We start from the raw sequence: 20,163 nt of genomic DNA, 5'->3' as shown, positions 1-20,163 counted from the left end.
AAGTGTCGATCATTACGCCTTGACGGCAGGCTGAGGTTGATCCCGCAACGCTGCCAGCAATGCCGTGGCGCTGGCACCACGACAATCAATAACGGTCCGGGCTCCAGCTGCCTGCGCAATGCTGGCCACCCGGGGGCTTGGTACGAACAGTGGCAAATCGGCCAGGTCTGGCCAAGAATCACCCGCCAGCTGAAGCAAATGTTCAAAACCCTGCCCACTGCTGACCACCAGCCCGTTCAAGCGTTCCACCGCAACACGTTGCGGCACGGCGTCGGGGGCATGCTGCGGCAGGTAGCGACGATACAACGGCAGGTAGTCAACTCCCACCCCCAATGCGCGCAATTGCTCGGCCAACAGTTCGCGTCCTTCGTCGCCGCGCATGATCAGCACACGGCTTCCCGGTACGGCAATCGCTTGTTTCAAGCGCGGCAACTCGAGCAAGGCTTCGCTATCATCGCCCTGCTCCGGCCAGCTCGCATCGAGCCCGTAATCAAGCAGTATCTGCCCGGTTGCTGAACCCACACTGAACCAGGGTTGCATGGGTGGCTGTGGCCACACTTCGTCGATCAGCTCGATAGCCAGCCGCGCCGCAGGTTTGCTGACCACGATCACTGCACAATAATTGAGCAGCTCGAAAATGATCGAACGCTGTGCAGGCGTCAAGGGCAATGGCTCGGTCTCGAGCAAAGGCAGGCTGCTGCTGAAGATACCGGCCTCGGCCAGCACTTTTGCCAGCGCTGCCGATTCTTCGGCCGGGCGGGTCAGCAACAGGCGCCAGGTGCTCATTCGTTGTTGGCCTCGCCATACACCGCTTTCAGAATGTCGGCGGCACCCTGCGCCAGCAGTGCTTCGGCCACCTGCACACCCAGCGCCTGGGCGGATGTCTGTGGCGCGCGGGCTTCGGCGTGCAGCAATACACTCCCGGCCGGGTCGCCCACCAGCCCGCGCAACCAGACGTCATCGCCCTCCAGCACGGCGTAACAGGCGATAGGCACCTGGCAGCCGCCGTTGAGGTGCTTGTTCAGCGAGCGTTCGGCAATCACGCGCACGGCGGTGTCTTCGTGATGCAGAGGTGCAAGCAAGGCATGAATTTCGGCATCGACGCTGCGGCATTCGATACCCACCGCGCCCTGCCCGCCCGCAGGCAGGCTGTCGTCGACGCTGATTGCCGAGGTGATACGATTTTCAAAGCCCAGGCGGATCAGGCCCGCAGCGGCAAGAATGATGGCGTCGTACTCGCCGACATCGAGCTTGGCCAGGCGTGTATTGACGTTGCCACGCAGGAAGCGGATCTGCAGATCGGGGCGGCGTGCCAGCAATTGCGCCTGACGGCGCAGGCTGGAGGTGCCGACGATGCTGCCAGCTGGCAGTTCGTCCAGGCTGGCAAAGGTGTTGGACACGAACGCATCGCGTGGGTCTTCGCGCTCGCAGATGCAGAACAGGCCCAGGCCTTGTGGAAAGTCCATCGGCACGTCTTTCATCGAATGCACGGCGATATCGGCGTTGTCTTCCAGAAGCGCTGTTTCCAGCTCCTTGACGAACAGACCTTTGCCGCCGATTTTCGACAGTGGGGAGTCGAGCAGCTTGTCACCACGACTGACCATGGGCACCAGCGTCACGAGCAGGCCGGGATGAGCCTGTTCGAGACGGGCCTTTACGTATTCTGCCTGCCAGAGTGCCAGCGCACTTTTGCGCGTGGCGATGCGGATTTCGCGAGAGGACATTGAACAATCCGTACTGAGTGAATGCGACGGATAATAACAGCTCAATCCCGGTCAGGGCGGCTTCGGCGCTGATTGAAACTTGCGTCAGACACTGAGCCGATCAATCAATCGGCAGTGGCTGAGGGGCGCATGGGAAAGGCTGCGCGTAGGCCAGCCGAAAAGCACATGGAGCCGGAATTCTCTCCCGTTCCATGACTCGGTCTGGGCCCAGAGGCTCCAGAGCGGCGAGGCGCTAGAGCTGCTGCATCATCTTGCGTACACCGGCTACATGGCGGCGACTGACGATCAACGCATCGCCATTAAGCCCTCTGAGAAACAGCTGGAAATGCCCCAGCGGCGTGCGCTGCAACCGTTCTATTCGCTCGCGGGCCACCAGTGCATTGCGGTGAATACGCACGAAACGGTCGCCGAATTCGTCTTCCAGCGCCTTGAGCGGCTCGTCCAGCAGCACTTCGCCACCCTCATGACGCAAGGTCACGTATTTATGATCGGCGATGAAGTAGATCACCTGATCGAGTGGAATCAGTTCGATACCCTTGCGAGTCCGCGCGCTGATATGGCTGCGTGGGCCCGATCCGCTTTCAGCAGCCGGACGCGTCAACGCCGCCAGTTGCACGCGGTTTGGCCGCTCGGCTTTCCTCAATGCTTCGACGAGGTGCTCGGAACGCACAGGCTTGACCAGATAGCCGACTGCACTGACCTGAAAAGCTTCCAGGGCGAATTCATCGTGGGCAGTGCAAAACACCACCGCAGGCGGCGCTTCCCGCTCGCACAGTCGCGCTGCAACCTGCAGGCCATCGAGACCCGGCATGCGGATATCGAGCAGCACCACGTCCGGTTTGTGAGTTTCAATCAGCGCCAAGGCTTCTTCACCATTGGAGGCGCTGGGTTCCAGTACTCGATAACCCTCAATCTCATTGACCATGCGGCTCAATCGCTCGCGGGCCAGGGGTTCGTCATCAACGATCAGGACATTCATATAGCTCTGGCTTCCTGCGTGAGTCTCGCACAAGGATAGCGTAGACAGGTGTAGTGACGACCGTCACGGCGCTCCACGCTCAGACTGGCGTGCGGGCCAAAAAGTGCCGCAATACGTGCGCCTATATTCGTCAGAGCCTGCTGAGTACCGTTGGAAGTCTGCCGATTGGCAACTTCTTCATAGGGATTACTGACGCTCAATATGAACTCTCCCCCTTCATAGTTCGCTTCGACCGTTACAACGCCCCCCTCGACTCGCGGAGCAATGCCATAAATCAAAGCGTTTTCAAGTAATGGCTGCAAGGTTAGCTGGGGAATCGGCAAGTCATCGGGAATTGCACTCACCCTCCAGTCCAACTGTAGACGCTCGCCAAGACGATATTGCTCAATCGATAAATATCGTTTTGCCAATGCCAGCTCTTCGCCCCACGTTACCAGGCTGCCGGGCTTGGCCAGACTGGCGCGAAACAGGTCTGAAAGGTCGAGTACCGCCTGCTCTGCCTTGACCGGGTTGCTGGCAACCAGGCTGGCAATGCTGTTGAGGGTATTGAACAGAAAGTGCGGACGGATTCGCGCCTGCAGCGATTCGATCCTCGCGCGCAGCTCGCCTTGTTGCTGCTTGCGCCACTGACTCTGCAAATAGAAATAGCGCAGCATCAGTGCGGACATGATCAACGCAATTGTCGAGTAGCGCAGGTAGCGCTCGACCATCCCGCCGATTGAAATCCGTCCGGTGAGCTGACAGACATCGGTGACGGCTGTGCACAGCAACGTCAGGCCGACCACCAGCAGGCAACTGAGCATGCCTGCCAGCCCAGGCGTCAGGCGCGCCAGCCATGGCCGCAAACCACACAGCAGCGCTGCAGACAGCAGCACGATCCATTGCACGAACAGCGACATCAGCGCCAGACGTACCCAGTCGAAGCCGGTACGCATCGGTTCTACCAGCACCAGAACCAGCACCAGCAGCTCCGCCAGAACGACAAGCACCAGCAATGCCTGCGGCAGGCACAGTTCCGGGAGGAAAAAGTCTTTGCCGGGCACAGGCCGGGCTTCGTGTTTCACAGGTTCGATTCGCATGCCTCCAGTCTCTGCCCTGGCCTCGTCAGCGGCAAGCTGTCCGGGGATAAAAATGCATCAACCCTGTTATCATCGCAATCGCCCTTGTGCCAGGTAACGGGCACGCCACTTTCTGTTAGCAACGAGCGAATCCATGAGCACCGACAAGACCAATCAGTCCTGGGGCGGCCGCTTCAGTGAACCCGTCGACGCGTTTGTCGCGCGTTTCACTGCCTCCGTCACCTTCGATCAACGTCTGTATCGCCACGACATCATGGGCTCCATCGCCCACGCCACGATGCTGGCCAAGGTGGGCGTTCTGACCGACGCCGAGCGTGACACCATCGTTGACGGCCTGAACACCATCCAGGCCGAGATCGAGGCCGGCAATTTCGAGTGGCGCGTCGATCTGGAAGACGTGCACATGAACATTGAAGCACGCCTGACCGATCGCATTGGTATCACCGGCAAGAAGCTGCACACCGGTCGCAGCCGCAACGATCAGGTCGCCACCGATATCCGTCTGTGGCTGCGCGACGAAATCGACCTGATCCTGAGCGAAATCACGCGTCTGCAGCAAGGCCTGCTGGGCCAGGCCGAGCGCGAAGCTGAAACCATCATGCCCGGTTTCACCCATTTGCAGACTGCCCAGCCCGTTACATTCGGTCATCATATGCTGGCCTGGTTCGAAATGCTCAGCCGCGACTACGAGCGTCTGGTCGACTGCCGCAAGCGTCTCAACCGCATGCCTCTGGGCAGCGCTGCGCTGGCAGGCACCACCTACCCGATCGACCGCGAACTGACCTGCAAACTGCTGGGCTTCGATGTCGTGGGCGGTAATTCGCTGGACGGCGTATCGGATCGCGACTTCGCCATCGAATTCTGCTCGGCCGCGTCCATCGCGATGATGCACTTGTCGCGCTTCTCCGAAGAGCTGGTGCTCTGGACCAGTGCGCAGTTCCAGTTCATTGATCTGCCGGATCGCTTCTGTACTGGCAGCTCGATCATGCCGCAGAAGAAAAACCCTGATGTGCCTGAACTGGTACGCGGCAAGAGCGGCCGTGTGTTCGGTGCCCTGATGGGCCTGCTGACCCTGATGAAAGGCCAGCCTCTGGCCTACAACAAGGACAATCAGGAAGACAAGGAACCGCTGTTCGATGCTGCCGACACTCTGCGCGATTCGCTGCGTGCGTTTGCCGACATGATCCCGGCAATCAAACCCAGGCACGCGATCATGCGTGAAGCCGCGCTGCGCGGGTTCTCGACCGCGACCGATCTGGCCGACTATCTGGTGCGCCGTGGTCTGCCGTTCCGTGACTGCCACGAGATCGTTGGTCATGCCGTGAAATATGGCGTGGAAACCGGCAAGGACCTGGCAGAAATGAGCCTGGAAGAACTGCGTCAGTTCAGTAACCAGATTGAGCAGGACGTGTTTGCCGTGCTGACCCTGGAAGGCTCGGTCAACGCCCGTAACCACATCGGCGGCACCGCACCCGAACAGGTCCGCGCCGCCGTGGTCCGCGGTCAGGAACTGCTGGCCGGGCGCTGAATACAACCAAGGCATTCCTTTAGCCTGAGGAACGACCATTCAACTATCGTGCGACGCTCCGCGTCGAATGTCGTTCTGAACGCTCTGCGTCCGCTCTTGATTGCGCGGCGCAGCGCAGATTTGTGACGCAGAGCGTCACCCACGGCATTCCCACGCTGGAGCGTGAGGAACGACCATTCAACTATCGTGCGACGCTCCGCGTCGCATGCCGTTCTGGACGCTCTGCGTCCGCTCTTGAGTGTGCGGCGCAGCGCAGATTTGTGACGCAGAGCGTCACCCACGGCATTCCCACGCTGGAGCGTGAGGAGCGACCATTCAACTATCGTGCGACGCTCCGCGTCGCATGCCGTTCTGAACGCTCTGCGTCCGCTCTTGAGTGTGCGGCGCAGCGCAGATTTGTGACGCAGAGCGTCACCCACGGCATTCCCACGCTGGAGCGTGAGGAACGACCATTCAACTATCGTGCGACGCTCCGCGTCGCATGCCGTTCTGGACGCTTTGCGTCCGCTCTTGAGTGTGCGGCGCAGCGCAGATTTGTGACGCAGAGCGTCACCCACGGCATTCCCACGCTGGAGCGTGAGGAACGATGACGCCTACTATCGTGCGACGCTCTGCGTCGCATGCCGTTCTGGACGCTCTGCGTCCGCTCTTGATTGCGCCGTACGGCCTCCGCCGATTTCCCTCCAGCGCACCCCGCCGCTATCATCGCCGCATCTTGTGAGGGACTTATCCGATGCTTAATGGCCTGTGGCTTGGTTTTTTTGTCGTGGCGACGATTTCCGCGCTAGTGCAGTGGCTGGTGGGCGGCAACGCCGGCATTTTTGCGGCGATGGTCGAAAGTATATTCGCCATGGCCAAATTGTCGGTCGAGGTCATGGTGCTGCTGTTCGGCACACTGACGCTGTGGCTGGGCTTTTTGCGCATCGCCGAGAAGGCGGGCATCGTCGACTGGCTGGCCAAGGTTCTCGGCCCGCTGTTTCTGCGCCTGATGCCGGAAGTGCCGCCCGGCCACCCGGCACTGGGGCTGATTACCCTCAACTTCGCCGCCAATGCGCTGGGTCTCGACAACGCCGCCACGCCGATTGGCCTGAAAGCCATGCGCTCGCTACAGGAACTCAACCCGAGCAAGACCGCCGCCAGTAATGCGCAGATCCTTTTTCTGGTGCTCAACGCTTCCTCGCTGACACTGCTGCCGGTAACGATCTTCATGTACCGCGCCCAGCAGGGTGCTCCCGACCCCACCCTGGTATTTCTGCCGATTCTGCTGGCCACCAGCGTCTCGACCATCGTTGGCCTGTTGTCGGTGGCGTTCATGCAGCGCCTGCGGCTTTGGGACCCGGTGGTACTCGCTTACCTGATCCCCGGCGCCCTGCTGCTGGGTACTTTCATGGCCTTTCTCGGCACACTGTCGGCAGCTGCGCTGGCGGGACTGTCGTCCATTCTGGGCAACCTCACGCTGTTCGGCCTGATCATGATGTTTCTGATCATCGGCACGCTACGCAAGGTACTGGTCTACGAGGCCTTCGTCGAAGGTGCTAAGGAAGGCTTCGACGTCGCCAAGAGCCTGCTGCCTTATCTGGTCGCCATGCTCTGCGCAGTGGGCGTACTGCGCGCATCCGGCGCGCTGGACTTTGGCCTGGAAGGCATTCGCCATGTGGTGCAGTGGCTGGGGCTGGATACACGCTTCGTCGATGCGTTGCCGACCGCGATGGTCAAACCCTTCTCCGGTAGCGCCGCCCGTGCCCTGTTGATCGAAACCATGCAGACCCAAGGCGTCGACAGCTTCGCGGCATTGGCCGCCGCAACGATTCAGGGCAGCACCGAAACCACGTTCTACGTGCTCGCGGTGTACTTCGGCGCCGTGGGCATTCAGCGCGCTCGCCATGCGGTGGGTTGCGCACTGCTGGCCGAGTTTGCCGGTGTGGTGGCCGCGATCTTCGTCTGCTACTGGTTCTTCGGCACGACCGCTTCCTGATAGCTCACTGCGCCGGAGCCTGAGGTGCAGATTCCGCAGGTGCCGACTCGGCAGGCGCTGCCTCCTGCTTTTCCTGCTTCGGCTGATCGGCGGGTGCAGATTCAGGTGTGGCTTCCTCAGCCGAGTCGCCGCCCGGCTTGAGTTTGATTATCCGGCCTGTAGGTCGTTTCACGGCCGGTTGATCGTTGTCAGTGACCACAAAGCGCAGCACGCCGATCATCTGGCCGTCCTCGGTCAGCACCCTCACCTGCCAGCGCCCTGTCACGTCCTCCGGGAAGTTCTGTTTGCGTGTCCAGGCGCGATAGCCTTCCTTGCGTCCGCCGTGAATGTCCAGCGCGATCCGGTCCATCTCTTCGCCTTCATGCCACCACACATGGTAGATACGCTCGTCCAGACCGCGCGGCGCATTGATAGCGGTATACGCATACAGGCCGCCGTTGCGCAGCTGTTTGGCGCTGATCAGCGAAATACTGTCGCCTGGTGTGCGGTTCTTGTTATCGAAGTCCGGGCTGACCGCCACTTCGGTCAACCAGAGCGTCGCAGGCGGCACCCAGGAGCGCAGCAACCAGCCCGCCGCGCCGATGGCCAGGATGATGCTGATCACGGCCAGTGCGCTGCGCCAGGTGTTGAGCGGGAAGTTCGACATCAGGCTGGGTGCCGACAGCAGCATCGCCACGCCCAGCGCCAGTTTGTAACTCTCGGCGGTGGTCAGGTGCAGGATGATCGGCAGCGCGGTCAGCAGTGCCGCGAACAGTGTCAGAGTGTGCAACGTCATGAACAGCCAGCGTCTGGGCGCCAGCCACTTGTAGTAGAGAGGGTCGATGATCGAGATCAGCCCGGCGGCGCCAAGCACCGTAGTGAATACCGCCTGACCACTGTTCCAGGTGGTGGTGATGAAAAAGAACGGCAACACGAAAAACAGGCTTTCCTGATGGATCATCTGCGTGCCGTAGCGCAGCAAACCCTGCGGAATCTCGCGGCCCAGCGCCTTGTTGAGCAGCCCGACCATGGTGTTTTCGACCATCAGCCACAGCCAGCTGATCAGCATCACCACGGCGATCCAGGTGGCCAGCCCTGCCTGGCGGTCAACCAGGATAAAACTGGCGATACCTGAAACGAAACCAAACGCCGCAATGAGCCCCGGATAGCGCTGCATCAAGTTGAGCACGGGCGTCACATAGCGGTTCACGTCAAACATTCGGGGGTTCACTCGGTTCTGTTCATACAAAAAACCGCGCAGCGTAACAAGCGCGGCGCGCAGCCAACACCACCAATGCAGTTCGGCGTCAGCATTCTATTTATTGCGTACACGCCAGCGCCACACGGCCAACAAGGCTATCAGGCCCAGCACCCCACCAATCAGCCAATACAGGCCGTCATAACTGAACAGAGGCTTTTCAATTCGCATGTAGCCCGGCTGGGCGAGCAGCTGGCGCATGGCCTGACTGGCTGTCTCCAGTTTCACCGCCTTGATGCGTTTGGCCGGGTCTTCGAAGCGCCCGTTTTCGTAATCATTGAGCGCGCTCCAATAATAGTCGGCCAGCGCACTATTGCCTTGTGTGGCCCACGATTGCCGGTCGATGGCGAGCTGTTGCAACCGCGCAAATGTAGCGGGCTGCATGCCGTCTTTTTGCAGGCGCTCGACCAAACTGCGGATGTCCCGCTCGGCTTCATCGGCATCGTCACGTTCGACATCGGCATTCAGGCTCAAAAACCCGACATCGCCGAACACTTCCCGCTCGGCAGAAGGACCGTACGACAAGCTGTGTTTCAGACGCAGCTCAGTGTAGAGCGTCCAGTCAAGATAGGCTTTGACCAGCTCCCAGGTTTCGTCGTGCTGGTCGTCAAGTTGTGGCTCGGGGTAGATCAGGTGCAGCTTGGCACTCTCGCCCAGCCCGCCGCGCTCAAGCTCGCGTCGCGGCTCGGCTGAACCCGTGCTTTGCGCCAGCGGCGGGTGATCGATGGGGTCGGTGGGTGCCAGTTTGCCGTAGGTGCGCTCCAGATAGGCTGGCAGCAGCTTGTCCAGATCACCCACCACAATCAGCGTCATGTTGTTGGGGGCGTACCAGTTGGCGAAGACGTCTTCGATGTGCTCCAGCTGGATGCCGTCCACCTCGGGACGTTCAGCGCATTTGAGGCCCAGCTCCACCGCCAGCTGGCTGCTGGCGCTGCGCCCGGAATCACGCTGGTCAAGCAGGCGCTGCAAGTGCGAAAAATGCCCGCCGTCTTCTCGTTCTACGACTCGTTTGACGCCGTCCAGTCGTGCCTGGCTGAGTTCGGTTCTGGTCATGATCTCCAGCAGCAGGTCGAGCACCTTGCGCTGGTTGCGCGCAGGCGCTTCAATCACGAAGGTGGTATCGGCGTTGCTGGTGAAGGCGTTCCACTCGCCGCCCAGTGCCTGCATGCGCTCCTCCAGCCCCCCCTCACCGCTGTCATCCACGCCGCTGAACAGCAAGTGTTCCAGCAGGTGCGGCAGCTCCTTGTCCTGACAGGGGAAGTCATCGAAACCGATGCCTACCACCAGCCGGATGGCGACGTGACCCTTTTCGGAACCGGGCTTGAGAAGGACTTGCAAACCATTGGGCAGCAGATAGCCCTCGACCTGAAGGCGGTCAAGGGCAAACGAAGGGAGTGAACCGAGGAGCAGACAAGCGAACAGCAGGCAACGCATAAAACAGCTTTCCTGGCGGGCCGGTATGTTTAACAGACTTCACCTCGGCCCTTACGTTCATAGTGATCGTTCGGGCTCGCTCTCGCTCGACAAGGCCCCGGTGTCGGCCGTTTCCAGTACCACATAAGCGCTGCTGCAAAACAGCGAGTTCAGGCGTTTCATGTCGGCAATCAGTTCCAGGTGCAGCGAACTGGTCTCGATACTCTGCACAACCTTCTGCCGCAGGCGGCTGACGTGAGCATGCGCCAGACGGCGTTCCTGGGCTCGAAAACGGCGTTTTTCACGCAGTAATTGACGCGCGCTTTCCTCGTCACCGCTGAGGAACACCGAGAGCCCCAGACGCAGGTTCGACTGCAACTGGATCTGCAGATCGGCGAGTTCTTCCAGGCCGACTTCCGAGAATGAGCGGCGGTGCGAGGTCTTCTGCTGCTGGATCTTGCGCAGCATGCGTTCGATCAGGCCACTGGCCAGTTCCAGATTGATGGTCAGCTCGATGATCTCGGCCCAGCGCCGGTTATCGTGCTCGCCGAGGTCCTCACGCGGCATCTGCGCCAGGTATAGCTTGATCGCGCTGTAGAGCGCTTCCACGTCATCGTTGAGGCGGCGCACTTCCTGAGTGACCGCCGTCTGCGTGCCGCGCAGCACCGCCAGCATCGAGCCCAGCATGCTCTCGATCAAGTCGCCCATGCGCAGGGTTTCGCGCACCGCGTTGGCCAGGGCCAGGCTGGGCGTCGACAATGCGGTCAGGTCCAGATGGCGAGGTTTGGCCAGGCCACCGACCTCGTTCTGCTGCGGCAGCCAAGGCCGCGCACAACCGCGCCATCGGGCCAACGGTAGGCAGCATGATCAGGCAGCGCAACGTGTTGTAGATCAGGTGAAAGCCAATCACCAACTCCTGCGGACGAAAGCCCAGCGTGTCGATCCAGGCAACCAGCGGGTCGAGCACCGGAAAGATCAGCAACAGGCCGAACAGCTTGTACAACAGACTGCCCAGCGCCACCTGCCGACCGGCGACGTTCTGCATGCTGGTACTGAGAAAGGCCAGCAGGCCGCTGCCGATGTTGGCCCCGATCACCAGGCCGATCGCCACCGGCAAGCCAATGACTTCCGTGCCCGCCAAGGTGGCCGTCAGCAGAACTGCCGCGAGGCTGGAATAGGAGATCAGCGCAAACATGGCACCGACCAGCGCATCCAGCAGAAGGTCGCCGGTCAACGAGGCAAACAGCACCTTGACCCCGGCCGCCTGGGTGATCGGTGCAGCCGCTGCGACGATCAATTGCAGCGCCAGCACGATCAGGCCCAGGCCGATACCGACCCGTCCCAGTTGACCGGCACGGGTCTGCTTGCGCGACAGGAAAAACACTACGCCAAGGAAGATCAGCAACGGCGACAGCCATGACAGATCGAACGTCAGCACGCGGGACATCAATGCGGTGCCGACATCGGCGCCAAGCATGATCACCAGCGCAGGCGTCAGCGTCATCAGCCCCTGGCCGACAAACGACGTCACCAGCATGGCGGTGGCGTTGCTGCTCTGCACCATGGCTGTCACCAGAATGCCGGCGATGAACGCCAGTGGTCGCTTGGACATGTTCTGGCTGAGTAAACGACGAAGTTGTGCACCGTAAACACGAAGGATGCCAGTGCGCACGATATGCGTGCCCCAGATCAGCAGGGCGACGGCAGATAGCAAATCGAGCAGGGTCAGCATGCTGAAAGCCCCCTGAGGTTTGCCCGTTCAGGCGATGAATTGAAAGATGTGCATGTAGCGAGCGGGGAAAGGGTGTAACGCTCTACTAAGCTTTTAGTCGGCTATTGGCCTTGGCGCCAGCATCGCACAGGGTGGGATTCATTGAAATAAAAGTGTCATAAATCCGCACCGCAAATGCAAGACCGGACGCGGGAGCGTCGCACGATGGCTGAAGAGCTTCGGCACGACAGTTGGATTATCGTTCCGCACGCTCCAGCATGGGAATGCCTTGGGTGACGCTCTGCGTCACAAGTCTGCGCCGCACCACAAACGCAAGACCGGACGCGGAGCGTCCAGAACGGCATACCCACGCGGAGCATGGATACGATGGTGTTCTTGAGAGCACTTATCGCTCTCCGACGCGGAGCATCGGCACGATAGTCGTGAGGCTTCCAGCAGCCATCAACGGAACCGGTCAACCTCGTTACGAAGTTCTGTCGCCAACCCATTCAGCTCCTGAGCGGTGACCGCCAGGTTGGACATCACCTGGCGCTGTTCGCTGTTGGCCATGGCGATGCTTTGCAGGTTGCTGCTGAGCATGGTGGCGGTGCTGCTTTGTTCCTGGGTGGCGGTGGTGATGGCGGCGAACTGGTGACCGGCCGAGCGGCTTTGTTCGTCGATCTGGGCCAGTGCCGAGGCCACTTTGGCGTTAAGCGACAGGCCTTCCTGCATCAGGGTGTTGCCCTGTTGCATGGTGCTGATGGCGTTGCCGGTTTCCTGCTGAATGCTGGCGATCATGCCGGAGATTTCGTCCGTCGCTTCACGGGTACGAGAAGCCAGGCTGCGCACTTCATCGGCCACCACGGCAAAGCCGCGGCCTTGTTCACCGGCACGTGCGGCCTCGATGGCGGCGTTGAGTGCCAGCAGGTTGGTCTGGTCGGCAATCGAGGTAATCACCCCGACAATGCTGCCGATCTCCTGCGAACGCTGGCCCAGTGTGTCGATGACCGTTGCTGTACTGCTCAGCGAGGTTGCGATCTGTTGCAGCGATGAAGACGCCTCGTCCATGAACTGGGCAGCCTGCGGCTGCAAATTGTGGGATTTTGAAATCGGTTATCATAGCCAAAATTGAGTCGATCCCTCCTCAGCACAGGCTTACACATGGCGTCAGAGACAAAAAAACGTAAACGGGCAAGCCGGGCAAAAGCCAAGGCAAAGCAGACCCGTCTCCAACGCGCCGGGCATACCACCTTCGTTCCCGATACCGAATTTTTCTTCGATGTCGATCCTTTGGGTGATGTCGATCTTTGTAGTGGCTGCCAGACAGCGTATCTGAACGACAGGTTTCCCGACGCTTCTTGCGTAAGCGTTTCGATGAGAGAAGGGCCAGGCGGATTCGCCATCACCGCCGTCATTCACCACGATGAGGAGCCATCCTGCTGACGTGGCCTCTGCACCGCCTGCTTACAAACCTCGACCGCTCAAAAACCTCTTCACGGCCAACGGCTGCTGGGCAGATTTGCTGGAAGCCGGCGGTCTGCGCCAAATCGAAGTGGAGTCGATCAGCAAAATGCTCGCCTGCGGCACCTCGATACTGGGCGTCAAACACTACACCTGTGGCAATGAGCATTGCCCACACGTCAAATACCTGTGCAACACCTGCCATTGCCGGGCCTGTCCTTCCTGCGGCAAAAAGGCCACCGACCAGTGGATCGCCGTGCAAAACAACCGTCTGCCCGACTGCCCCTGGCAGCATCTGGTGTTCACGCTGCCCGACACGCTGTGGTCCCTGTTCTTCTACAACCGCTGGCTGCTCGATGCGCTGTTTCGTCTGGCGGCCGATAACCTGATCTACACCGCCAAGCGGCGCGGTTTGCGCGTCGGGATTTTCGGTGCGCTGCACACCTATGGCCGGCGGCTCAACTGGCATCCCCACGTCCACCTGTCGGTGACCGCGGGCGGCCTGGATGAGCAGGGCGTCTGGAAAAATCTGTCGTTCCACAAAGAGGCCCTGCGGCGGCGCTGGATGTGGCTGGTGCGCGATTACCTGCTGGGACAGCCGCTTTCGCAACTGACGATGCCGCCGCAGCTGGCCCACATCCACTGTGAAAGCGACTGGCGCCGTTTGATACTGACCGCTGGTGGCCAGCACTGGCACATCCACTTGTCGAAGAAGACGGAAAACGGCCGAAAGACCGTCAATTACCTGGGCCGCTACCTGAAAAAACCGCCGATCTCGGGCAGTCGTCTGGCGCATTACACCTGCGGGGCCACGTTGAGCTTTACCTACCTGGATCACCGCACGCAGACCTATCAGCAGGAAACGCTGAGCCAGGCCGACATGCTGCGCCGGGTGGTCCAGCACATCCCGGAAAAGCATTTCCGGATGATCCGGTATTTTGGTTTTCTGGCCAATCGGGTGTGTGGGAAATACCTGCCGAAGGTGTATGAAGCACTGAAGATGGCGACGCCAGGACCGGTACCAAAGCTGTATTTTGCGCCGATGGCCAAAGCCTTTCTAAACGTCGATCCGTTCCGCTGCGTGCTGTGTGGCGCGCGGATGGTATACACGGCAGCGATCAGCGGGCTGACGGTGCAGGGACTGGTCCTCAACGCTCAGGCGATCGCGCAGATGAGGTACGTGAAGCCCTGACAGGGGGAAGGTGCGTCCGCACCTAGGCTCAGCGGTAAAATAACCTGCACAAATTCGGATTGATAGGGATTTTCACTGCATAAGTAACGCATCAGCGTCTTCCTACGCATCGCTATGAAGGCATGACGCCTCCTTCACAGCGTCAGGTTCATGCATAGGCATTTTGAAATTCCTATGCATGAACTCCTCGACGGCACCGGCCATGCTGGTGATCTCGCCGGACTGTTGCTCCATGCCCTCGAACGCGCCGCCGGACAGGCCGGACAATGCGTGGGCGCGCGTGCTGACTTCCTGCGCCGCGGTGCGGATATGCGACACCATTGATGACAGCGCTTCGCTCATCTTGTTGAAGCTGCCCGACAGTTGCCCGATCTCGTCGTTGCTGGTCACATTGAGGCGTACGCTCAGGTCGCCCGCACCCAATGCATCGGCCTGGCGTACCAGTTCGGACAGTGGACGCAGCTTGCTGCGCAGTAGCCAGATCGCGCTGATCACTGCGATCAGCATGGCCAGCACACTGCCGATGGCCAGCTGGGTGCCGACGTTCCAGGTCACTTCACTGATTTCGTCACGCGGCATGCTGGCGATGACGGTCCAGGGGCCGCCGGCGAACGGCTGGCCAACGCTGTAGTAGTCGTCATCGCCGTCATCCCAGAACTGCGCCTTGCCCGGTTTGCTGGCGAGGTCGGCAACGGACTTCGCTGCACCGTCCAGAGATTTGACGCCCGCCGGCGGAACCAGCCAGGCACCTTTTTCGTCCAGCAGTGCCAGCGAGCCGGTAGAGCCAATGCGAAAGCTCTTGAGGTTATCGAACTGGGTTTTCTGTGCGTCGGTGTAATCGAAGCCCACAAACAGCGCCGCAATGATCTTGCCGCTGCTGTCGCGAACCGGGCTGTACTGAGTCATGTAATAGCGATCAAACAACACCGCTTTGCCCACATAGCTCTGACCGGCGATCAAACGCTCGTAGGCTGCGCCCTTGCGATCCAGCACGGTACCGATGGCGCGCGTGCCATCCTGTTTGCTCAGAGAGGTGCTGATACGGACGAAGTCGTCGCCGCTGCGCACGAAAATCGTCGCCACGCCCGCGGTCATCGAGCGGAATTCATCAACCTCGGCAAAATCGTTGTTCAGTGCGGTATCACGCAGAAACAGGCCTGGCGTGGAAGTGCCCGCTACCGTGACCGGTTTGTCGGGTTGCAGGTTCAGGCCACCGGCAAAGCGCTTTTCGAACAGACCACTGAGGCGCTGAGTGCTATCGCGCAGGGTGCTGTGGAACGTGCTCAACTGGTCGGCGAGCAATCTGGCTTCGCTCGACATGTGCTCTTCGCGAATGACCAGGTTGGACGCGTCCAGAGACCTTAACGCGAACAGGGTGCTGCCGCTGATAACCACAGCCAGGATCACGGCCAGAGCAATACCGAGTTGCGAGGCAATTCGGGTACGGGGCTTGGACATAGAGACTCCATGCCGAATGATTGGAGTTGCCTGATCCGTGGCTTACCATTCAGCGAACAAATTAATGAGTGTTTTAAGCTGCCTGAACAGGCATTCGTTAAGCAGTGCTTCGGCCACCAGAGTCGTTACTTGAGTAACGGTCGCGACATTAACCAATGATGGCAGTTCAATACTAAACTAATTTTTAATGCAGTACTTCAACTAACGGCAACTCCATAGCGTTGACTTCCGTCTGCAGAAAATCGCTGAGGCGACGCAACCTCTCTGCGCCGGGCCTTGTGCGCGGCCAGACCAGATAATAATTTTCTCCGCTGAATACCGCGGTGCGCCACGGCAGGCTCAGACGGGCCTGCGCCACGTCTTCGGCGACCATAAGTAAGTCGCCCATCGATACGCCGTAACCGCGTGCTGCTGCAATCATTCCCAGCTCAAGCGTATCGAACACCTGCCCGCCTTTGAGCGACACCTGATCGGCCAGCCCCATGCGGTTCAGCCAGGTGCGCCAGTCACGCCGGTCAGGGGTGGGATGCAGCAACTCGGCCTTGGCCAGCCGCTTCACGTCCCATGGCGGGTCCTTCAACAACGTAGGTGCCCCCACCGGAATCAACAGCTCCGGGAACAGCAAAGTGGCTTCCCAGTCCGAGGGGAAATGCCCGTGACTGAGTAAAATCGCGCAGTCGAAAGGCTCCAGAGTAAAGTCCACGGCATCGATATCCATCCAGGCGCTGGTCAGCTGCACCTCGTTGCCTACTTGCAGATGACGGAAGCGACTGAGCCGCGCCAGCAACCAGCGCATGGTCAGCGTCGATGGCGCTTTCATGCGCAGAATGCCTTCGTCGGTCTGCAAGGTGCTGCAGGCTCGCTCAAGCGCCAGAAACCCATCACGCACGCCGGGCAACAGCGCACGCGCTGATTCAGTCAGTTGCAAGTTGCGCCCGTTGCGCTGAAACAAACGACAGGCAAAGTGCTCTTCCAGCGTGCGGATGTGACGGCTTACTGCACTTTGAGTGATCGAAAGCTCCTCGGCCGCTCGCGTGAACGACGTATGCCGCGCCGCAGCTTCAAACGCCCTTAGTGCATAAAGAGGGGGGAGACTGCGAGGCATATGGCGCTTCCTGCTGGCGATGAGTGGCTACTTTACTGCAAATCGTCTCAGATGAGTTTTACTCATGCAGCGCATCAGGTTTATCGTTTTGTGCTTGCGCGTCCAACCGCCCAGAATAGGCGCTCATCCGAACTCCGCCGTAGAGCACCGCCCACATGCAGCCCGCACTTAAAGAACTCTGGATCATCCTGCGCCTTGCCGGGCCGCTGATTGCATCGCAGATGGCGCACATGCTGATGGTGTTCACCGACACGGTGATGATGGGCAAGATCGGCCCGGAGGCGCTGGCAGGCGGTGGCCTGGGTGCGGCCACGTACAGCTTTGTTTCATTCTTTTGCGTGGGCGTGATGGCTGCGGTCGGCACGCTGGTCGCGATTCGCCATGGTGCAGGTGATACCGAAGGTGCGACGCGCCTGACCCAGGCCGGTCTGTGGCTGGCGTGGGGCATGGCGCTGGTTGCTGCGCTGCTGCTGTGGAACCTCGAGCCCATCCTGTTGCAGTTCGGTCAGGCCGAAGCCAACGTGCATATGGCTGCCCAGTTTCTGATCACCCTGCCCTTTGCCCTGCCTGGCTTGCTCAGCTTCATGGCACTGCGCGGCTTCACCAGTGCACTCGGGCGTGCGGGGCCGGTGATGACCATCAGTCTGGCCGGTGCGGGCGCAAACTTCGTGCTCAATTACGCGATGATTCATCAATGGCTCGGGCTGCCGAATCTGGGGCTGATGGGCATCGGGCTGGTGACCGCGATCGTGACCAACTGCATGGCCTTGGCGCTGGCACTGCATATCAAGCGCCATCCGGCCTACGCGGCGTACCCGATCAGCAAGGGGCTTTCGAAGCTGTCGCGCACCCACCTGAAAGAACTCTGGCGTCTCGGCCTGCCGATTGGCGGGACCTATGCGGTGGAAGTCGGCCTGTTTACCTTCGCAGCGTTCTGCATGGGGGCAATGGGCAGTACGCAAATGGCCGCGCACCAGATCGCCCTGCAGACAGTGTCCATGGCGTTCATGGTTCCGGTGGGAATGTCCTATGCGGTAACCATGCGTATCGGCCAGCATTATGGCGCGGGCAACCTGTTGATGGTGCGCGTGGCGGGCCGTCTGGGCATCGGTTTTGGCGGCTGCGTGATGCTGATGTTCGGGTTGCTGTTCTGGCTGGCGCCTAATGTGGTCATCGGCCTGTTTCTGGATATCAATGACCCGGCCTTTGCCGAGATTGTCGTGCTGGCCGCAAAACTGCTGGCCATTGCGGCCCTGTTCGAGTTCTTCGACGGTACTCAGACGATTGCGATGGGGGCGATTCGCGGGCTCAAGGATGCGCGCACCACGTTCCTGATCGGTCTGGGCTGTTACTGGCTGATTGCCGCGCCTGCCGCATGGTTGCTCGGCTTTTCTACCGATGCCGGTGCTTCAGGCGTCTGGTGGGGGCTGGCGCTGGGTCTGTTCTGCTCGGCCGTGGCGCTGACCTATGCGTTTGAATGGAAGACGGCTCGCCTGTTGCGTCGGGAGGCAGCCGGGTTGGCGGTGCCGGCCTGATCCGGCGCGCCGTCATCCGGAGTTTGATGCACCCGTATTGGCGGCTTCCGAGCGCAGGTAAGCCACCAGATCCGCTATCGGCAGCGGCCTGCTGATCAGATAACCCTGCACCTGGTCGCAGCCGAAATCGCACAGCAACTCCAGTTGCCCGGCGGTTTCGACGCCCTCGGCGACTACTTCCAGGTTCAGGTTGTGGGCCAGCTTGATCATGGCGTTGACCAGCTTGCGGTTCTCTTCGCGTAGCTCCATCTGCCCGACAAAGCCCATGTCGATCTTGAGCAGCGCGATGGGCAGGCTGTTGAGGTGCATGAACGATGAATAGCCCGTACCGAAATCATCCAGCGAGAAGCGCACACCCAGCCGCCGCATTGCGTCCATGGTCTGCAGGACCTGATCGCTGCGGCGCATGACGGCAGTTTCGGTCAGTTCGAACTCCAGCCAGTGCGCGTCGACGCTGAGCTCCTCAATCAGGCGACTCAGTGTCGGCAACAACTGGCTGTCCTGAAATTGCCGGAACGACAGGTTGATCGCCATATGCAATGGCGCAAATCCTTGCTCGCGCAGGGCCTGCATGTCACGCAGGGCGCGGAAAATGACCCAGTAGCCGAGCGGCACGATCAGGCCGCTTTGCTCGGCCAATGGCACGAATTCACTGGGCGGCAGCAGCCCGCGCGCCTGGTGGCGCCAGCGTACCAGCGCTTCCAGGCCGACAACGCGCCCGGTCTCCAGGCACAGCCGTGGCTGATAATGCAGCTCCAGTTCATCGCGGCGCAGGGCTCGTCGCAGCTCGCCTTCCAGATCGGCCAGGCTGCGGGCGTTGCGGTTGATGCGCTCGTCGAACAGATGAAAGGTGCAGCCCTGCGTGCTCTTGGCCTGGCGCATGGCGATGTGGGCATGCCACATCAGCGGGTCTGCTTCGGGCCGGGCTTGTGAATGGGCAATGCCCAGGCTGCAACCCAGCAGCAGGCTTTCGCCATCGACCCAGTAGGGTTCGGACAGCACGTCAGTAATTCGCTCGGCCAGTTGCATGGCGCGTGCAGGTGTTGTGCGGGTGTCAATCAACAGGGCGAATTCGTCGCCGCCCAGGCGTGCAAGCTGATCGTCCGCAGCGAGCTGGTTTTTCAGGCGTGCCACGACTTGCAGAATCAGTCGGTCACCCGCCTGATGCCCCAGCGAGTCATTGGCGCGGCGGAAATTGTCCAGATCCAGATGCCCCAGCGCCAGGCTGCCACCCTCGGCCAGACGCTCCGTCAACAGTGCCTGAAAACCCTGACGATTGGCGATGCTGGTCAACGGGTCCTGACCGACCAGACGCCGCAGGCTGTCTTCCAGGCGACTGCGCTCGTGGACATAACGCAGGCAGCGCCGCAGCGCATCGCCGGTCAATGCATCGCGCACCAGCCAGTCACTGACGCCACTCGGTCCGACCAGCGGTTCCTTTTCGAGCAGAACCACGGTGGGTAGCAGGCAGGTTCCGGTTCTGGGCTGCAGGTCGGGCGTTGTCAGCAGCACGGTGCTGCGCTCGTTAGCGTACCCGGCGCTGAAAGCGTCCCAGTTCTCGCCATGCAGAAGTATTACGTTGCTGCCCGGCGCAGTGAGGCAATCGCGCAGCAGCGCGTACCAGAAAGGCTCGTGCGCCAATAACAGCAATCGCAAGGGTTCGACAGGTGTAGGCAATCTAACTTCCTAAGTGCAAAGGAAAAACCGGTGGCCGCACTCCCGCTGGAGCGTGACAAATACACGTATCGTTGCGTCGCGGCGCAAAT

The 20,163-nt window shown here is 60.5% G+C and carries 13 protein-coding genes and 3 pseudogenes; 5 read left to right on the top strand and 11 right to left on the bottom strand.

The window, feature by feature from the left end; all coding sequences use genetic code 11:
* Positions 1-12: 12 nt before the first annotated feature.
* From AC4ANK_RS28200 to AC4ANK_RS28185, 4 genes are all read right to left on the bottom strand, one after another.
* A complete protein-coding gene (locus AC4ANK_RS28200; protein WP_002551372.1) occupies positions 13-786 on the bottom strand; it encodes a uroporphyrinogen-III synthase in 774 nt (257 codons plus the stop codon).
* The gene (hemC, locus tag AC4ANK_RS28195) at positions 783-1,724 is read right to left on the bottom strand and encodes a hydroxymethylbilane synthase (RefSeq protein ID WP_460383841.1); all 942 of its coding nucleotides are present in this window, start codon (positions 1,722-1,724) and stop codon (positions 783-785) included. The genes AC4ANK_RS28200 and hemC overlap by 4 nt, the downstream gene beginning before the upstream one ends.
* Before the next feature lie 232 nt (positions 1,725-1,956).
* Complete coding sequence (locus tag AC4ANK_RS28190; RefSeq protein ID WP_002551374.1) at positions 1,957-2,703, bottom strand: LytR/AlgR family response regulator transcription factor; 747 nt, start codon at positions 2,701-2,703, stop codon at positions 1,957-1,959.
* The gene (locus AC4ANK_RS28185; protein ID WP_002551375.1) at positions 2,700-3,782 is read right to left on the bottom strand and encodes a sensor histidine kinase; all 1,083 of its coding nucleotides are present in this window, start codon (positions 3,780-3,782) and stop codon (positions 2,700-2,702) included. The genes AC4ANK_RS28190 and AC4ANK_RS28185 overlap by 4 nt, the downstream gene beginning before the upstream one ends.
* 133 nt (positions 3,783-3,915) lie before the next feature.
* On the opposite strand from AC4ANK_RS28185, the gene argH reads away from it, so the two are divergent.
* Both argH and AC4ANK_RS28175 read left to right on the top strand, forming a co-directional pair.
* The gene (gene argH / locus AC4ANK_RS28180; protein ID WP_002551376.1) at positions 3,916-5,310 is read left to right on the top strand and encodes an argininosuccinate lyase; all 1,395 of its coding nucleotides are present in this window, start codon (positions 3,916-3,918) and stop codon (positions 5,308-5,310) included.
* A 733-nt stretch (positions 5,311-6,043) separates the two neighbouring features.
* Entirely contained in the window at positions 6,044-7,285 is a 1,242-nt protein-coding gene (locus tag AC4ANK_RS28175) for a nucleoside recognition domain-containing protein (protein WP_002551377.1), read from the top strand.
* 4 nt (positions 7,286-7,289) lie between these two features.
* Here the strand turns inward: AC4ANK_RS28175 and AC4ANK_RS28170 are convergent, their stop codons facing one another.
* From AC4ANK_RS28170 to AC4ANK_RS28155, 4 genes and pseudogenes are all read right to left on the bottom strand, one after another.
* Positions 7,290-8,483 carry a DUF5924 family protein gene (locus AC4ANK_RS28170; RefSeq protein ID WP_002551378.1) on the bottom strand — a complete coding sequence of 398 codons (1,194 nt, stop codon included), beginning with the start codon at positions 8,481-8,483 and terminating at the stop codon, positions 7,290-7,292.
* A 96-nt stretch (positions 8,484-8,579) separates the two neighbouring features.
* Positions 8,580-9,956: a M16 family metallopeptidase gene (locus AC4ANK_RS28165; protein ID WP_002551379.1), complete on the bottom strand. Its 1,377-nt coding sequence runs from the start codon at positions 9,954-9,956 to the stop codon at positions 8,580-8,582.
* 57 nt (positions 9,957-10,013) lie between these two features.
* Positions 10,014-11,667, bottom strand: a pseudogene (locus AC4ANK_RS28160) (Na/Pi cotransporter family protein).
* Positions 11,668-12,108: 441 nt separating this feature from the next.
* Positions 12,109-12,714: pseudogene (locus AC4ANK_RS28155) on the bottom strand (methyl-accepting chemotaxis protein); the annotation flags it as partial.
* Between the two features lie 93 nt (positions 12,715-12,807).
* Between AC4ANK_RS28155 and AC4ANK_RS28150 the strand changes: the two are divergent.
* Both AC4ANK_RS28150 and AC4ANK_RS28145 read left to right on the top strand, forming a co-directional pair.
* The gene (locus AC4ANK_RS28150; protein WP_104720438.1) at positions 12,808-13,089 is read left to right on the top strand and encodes a hypothetical protein; all 282 of its coding nucleotides are present in this window, start codon (positions 12,808-12,810) and stop codon (positions 13,087-13,089) included.
* On the top strand, positions 13,070-14,299 hold the full coding sequence (locus AC4ANK_RS28145; protein ID WP_460382827.1) for an IS91 family transposase: 1,230 nt from the start codon (positions 13,070-13,072) through the stop codon (positions 14,297-14,299). The genes AC4ANK_RS28150 and AC4ANK_RS28145 overlap by 20 nt, the downstream gene beginning before the upstream one ends.
* A gap of 180 nt (positions 14,300-14,479) precedes the next feature.
* On the opposite strand, the pseudogene AC4ANK_RS28140 reads toward AC4ANK_RS28145, so the two are convergent.
* Both AC4ANK_RS28140 and AC4ANK_RS28135 read right to left on the bottom strand, forming a co-directional pair.
* Positions 14,480-15,757: pseudogene (locus tag AC4ANK_RS28140) on the bottom strand (Cache 3/Cache 2 fusion domain-containing protein); the annotation flags it as partial.
* A gap of 184 nt (positions 15,758-15,941) precedes the next feature.
* Positions 15,942-16,862, bottom strand: a complete 921-nt coding sequence (locus AC4ANK_RS28135) for a LysR substrate-binding domain-containing protein (protein ID WP_002551384.1) — start codon at positions 16,860-16,862, stop codon at positions 15,942-15,944.
* Positions 16,863-17,017: 155 nt separating this feature from the next.
* On the opposite strand from AC4ANK_RS28135, the gene AC4ANK_RS28130 reads away from it, so the two are divergent.
* Positions 17,018-18,397, top strand: a complete 1,380-nt coding sequence (locus AC4ANK_RS28130; RefSeq protein ID WP_002551385.1) for a NorM family multidrug efflux MATE transporter — start codon at positions 17,018-17,020, stop codon at positions 18,395-18,397.
* 12 nt (positions 18,398-18,409) lie between these two features.
* Here AC4ANK_RS28130 and AC4ANK_RS28125 read toward each other — a convergent pair whose 3' ends face one another.
* Positions 18,410-20,074 carry a putative bifunctional diguanylate cyclase/phosphodiesterase gene (locus AC4ANK_RS28125; protein ID WP_460383836.1) on the bottom strand — a complete coding sequence of 555 codons (1,665 nt, stop codon included), beginning with the start codon at positions 20,072-20,074 and terminating at the stop codon, positions 18,410-18,412.
* Positions 20,075-20,163 lie beyond the last annotated feature (89 nt).

The organism is Pseudomonas sp. Pmew2, from assembly GCF_058129885.1.
The sequence above is the reverse complement of the archived record's forward strand: the minus strand, read 5'-3'. Positions and strand labels throughout refer to the sequence as shown.

Excerpts from the sequence above, each read along its gene's own strand:
- AC4ANK_RS28200 (WP_002551372.1), bottom strand. The coding sequence starts at position 786 with ATGAGCACCTGGCGCCTGTTGCTGACCCGCCCGGCCGAAGAATCGGCA.
- hemC (WP_460383841.1), bottom strand. The coding sequence starts at position 1,724 with ATGTCCTCTCGCGAAATCCGCATCGCCACGCGCAAAAGTGCGCTGGCA.
- AC4ANK_RS28190 (WP_002551374.1), bottom strand. The coding sequence starts at position 2,703 with ATGAATGTCCTGATCGTTGATGACGAACCCCTGGCCCGCGAGCGATTG.
- AC4ANK_RS28185 (WP_002551375.1), bottom strand. The coding sequence starts at position 3,782 with ATGCGAATCGAACCTGTGAAACACGAAGCCCGGCCTGTGCCCGGCAAA.
- argH (WP_002551376.1), top strand. The coding sequence starts at position 3,916 with ATGAGCACCGACAAGACCAATCAGTCCTGGGGCGGCCGCTTCAGTGAA.
- AC4ANK_RS28175 (WP_002551377.1), top strand. The coding sequence starts at position 6,044 with ATGCTTAATGGCCTGTGGCTTGGTTTTTTTGTCGTGGCGACGATTTCC.
- AC4ANK_RS28170 (WP_002551378.1), bottom strand. The coding sequence starts at position 8,483 with ATGTTTGACGTGAACCGCTATGTGACGCCCGTGCTCAACTTGATGCAG.
- AC4ANK_RS28165 (WP_002551379.1), bottom strand. The coding sequence starts at position 9,956 with ATGCGTTGCCTGCTGTTCGCTTGTCTGCTCCTCGGTTCACTCCCTTCG.
- AC4ANK_RS28150 (WP_104720438.1), top strand. The coding sequence starts at position 12,808 with ATGGCGTCAGAGACAAAAAAACGTAAACGGGCAAGCCGGGCAAAAGCC.
- AC4ANK_RS28145 (WP_460382827.1), top strand. The coding sequence starts at position 13,070 with ATGAGGAGCCATCCTGCTGACGTGGCCTCTGCACCGCCTGCTTACAAA.
- AC4ANK_RS28135 (WP_002551384.1), bottom strand. The coding sequence starts at position 16,862 with ATGCCTCGCAGTCTCCCCCCTCTTTATGCACTAAGGGCGTTTGAAGCT.
- AC4ANK_RS28130 (WP_002551385.1), top strand. The coding sequence starts at position 17,018 with ATGCAGCCCGCACTTAAAGAACTCTGGATCATCCTGCGCCTTGCCGGG.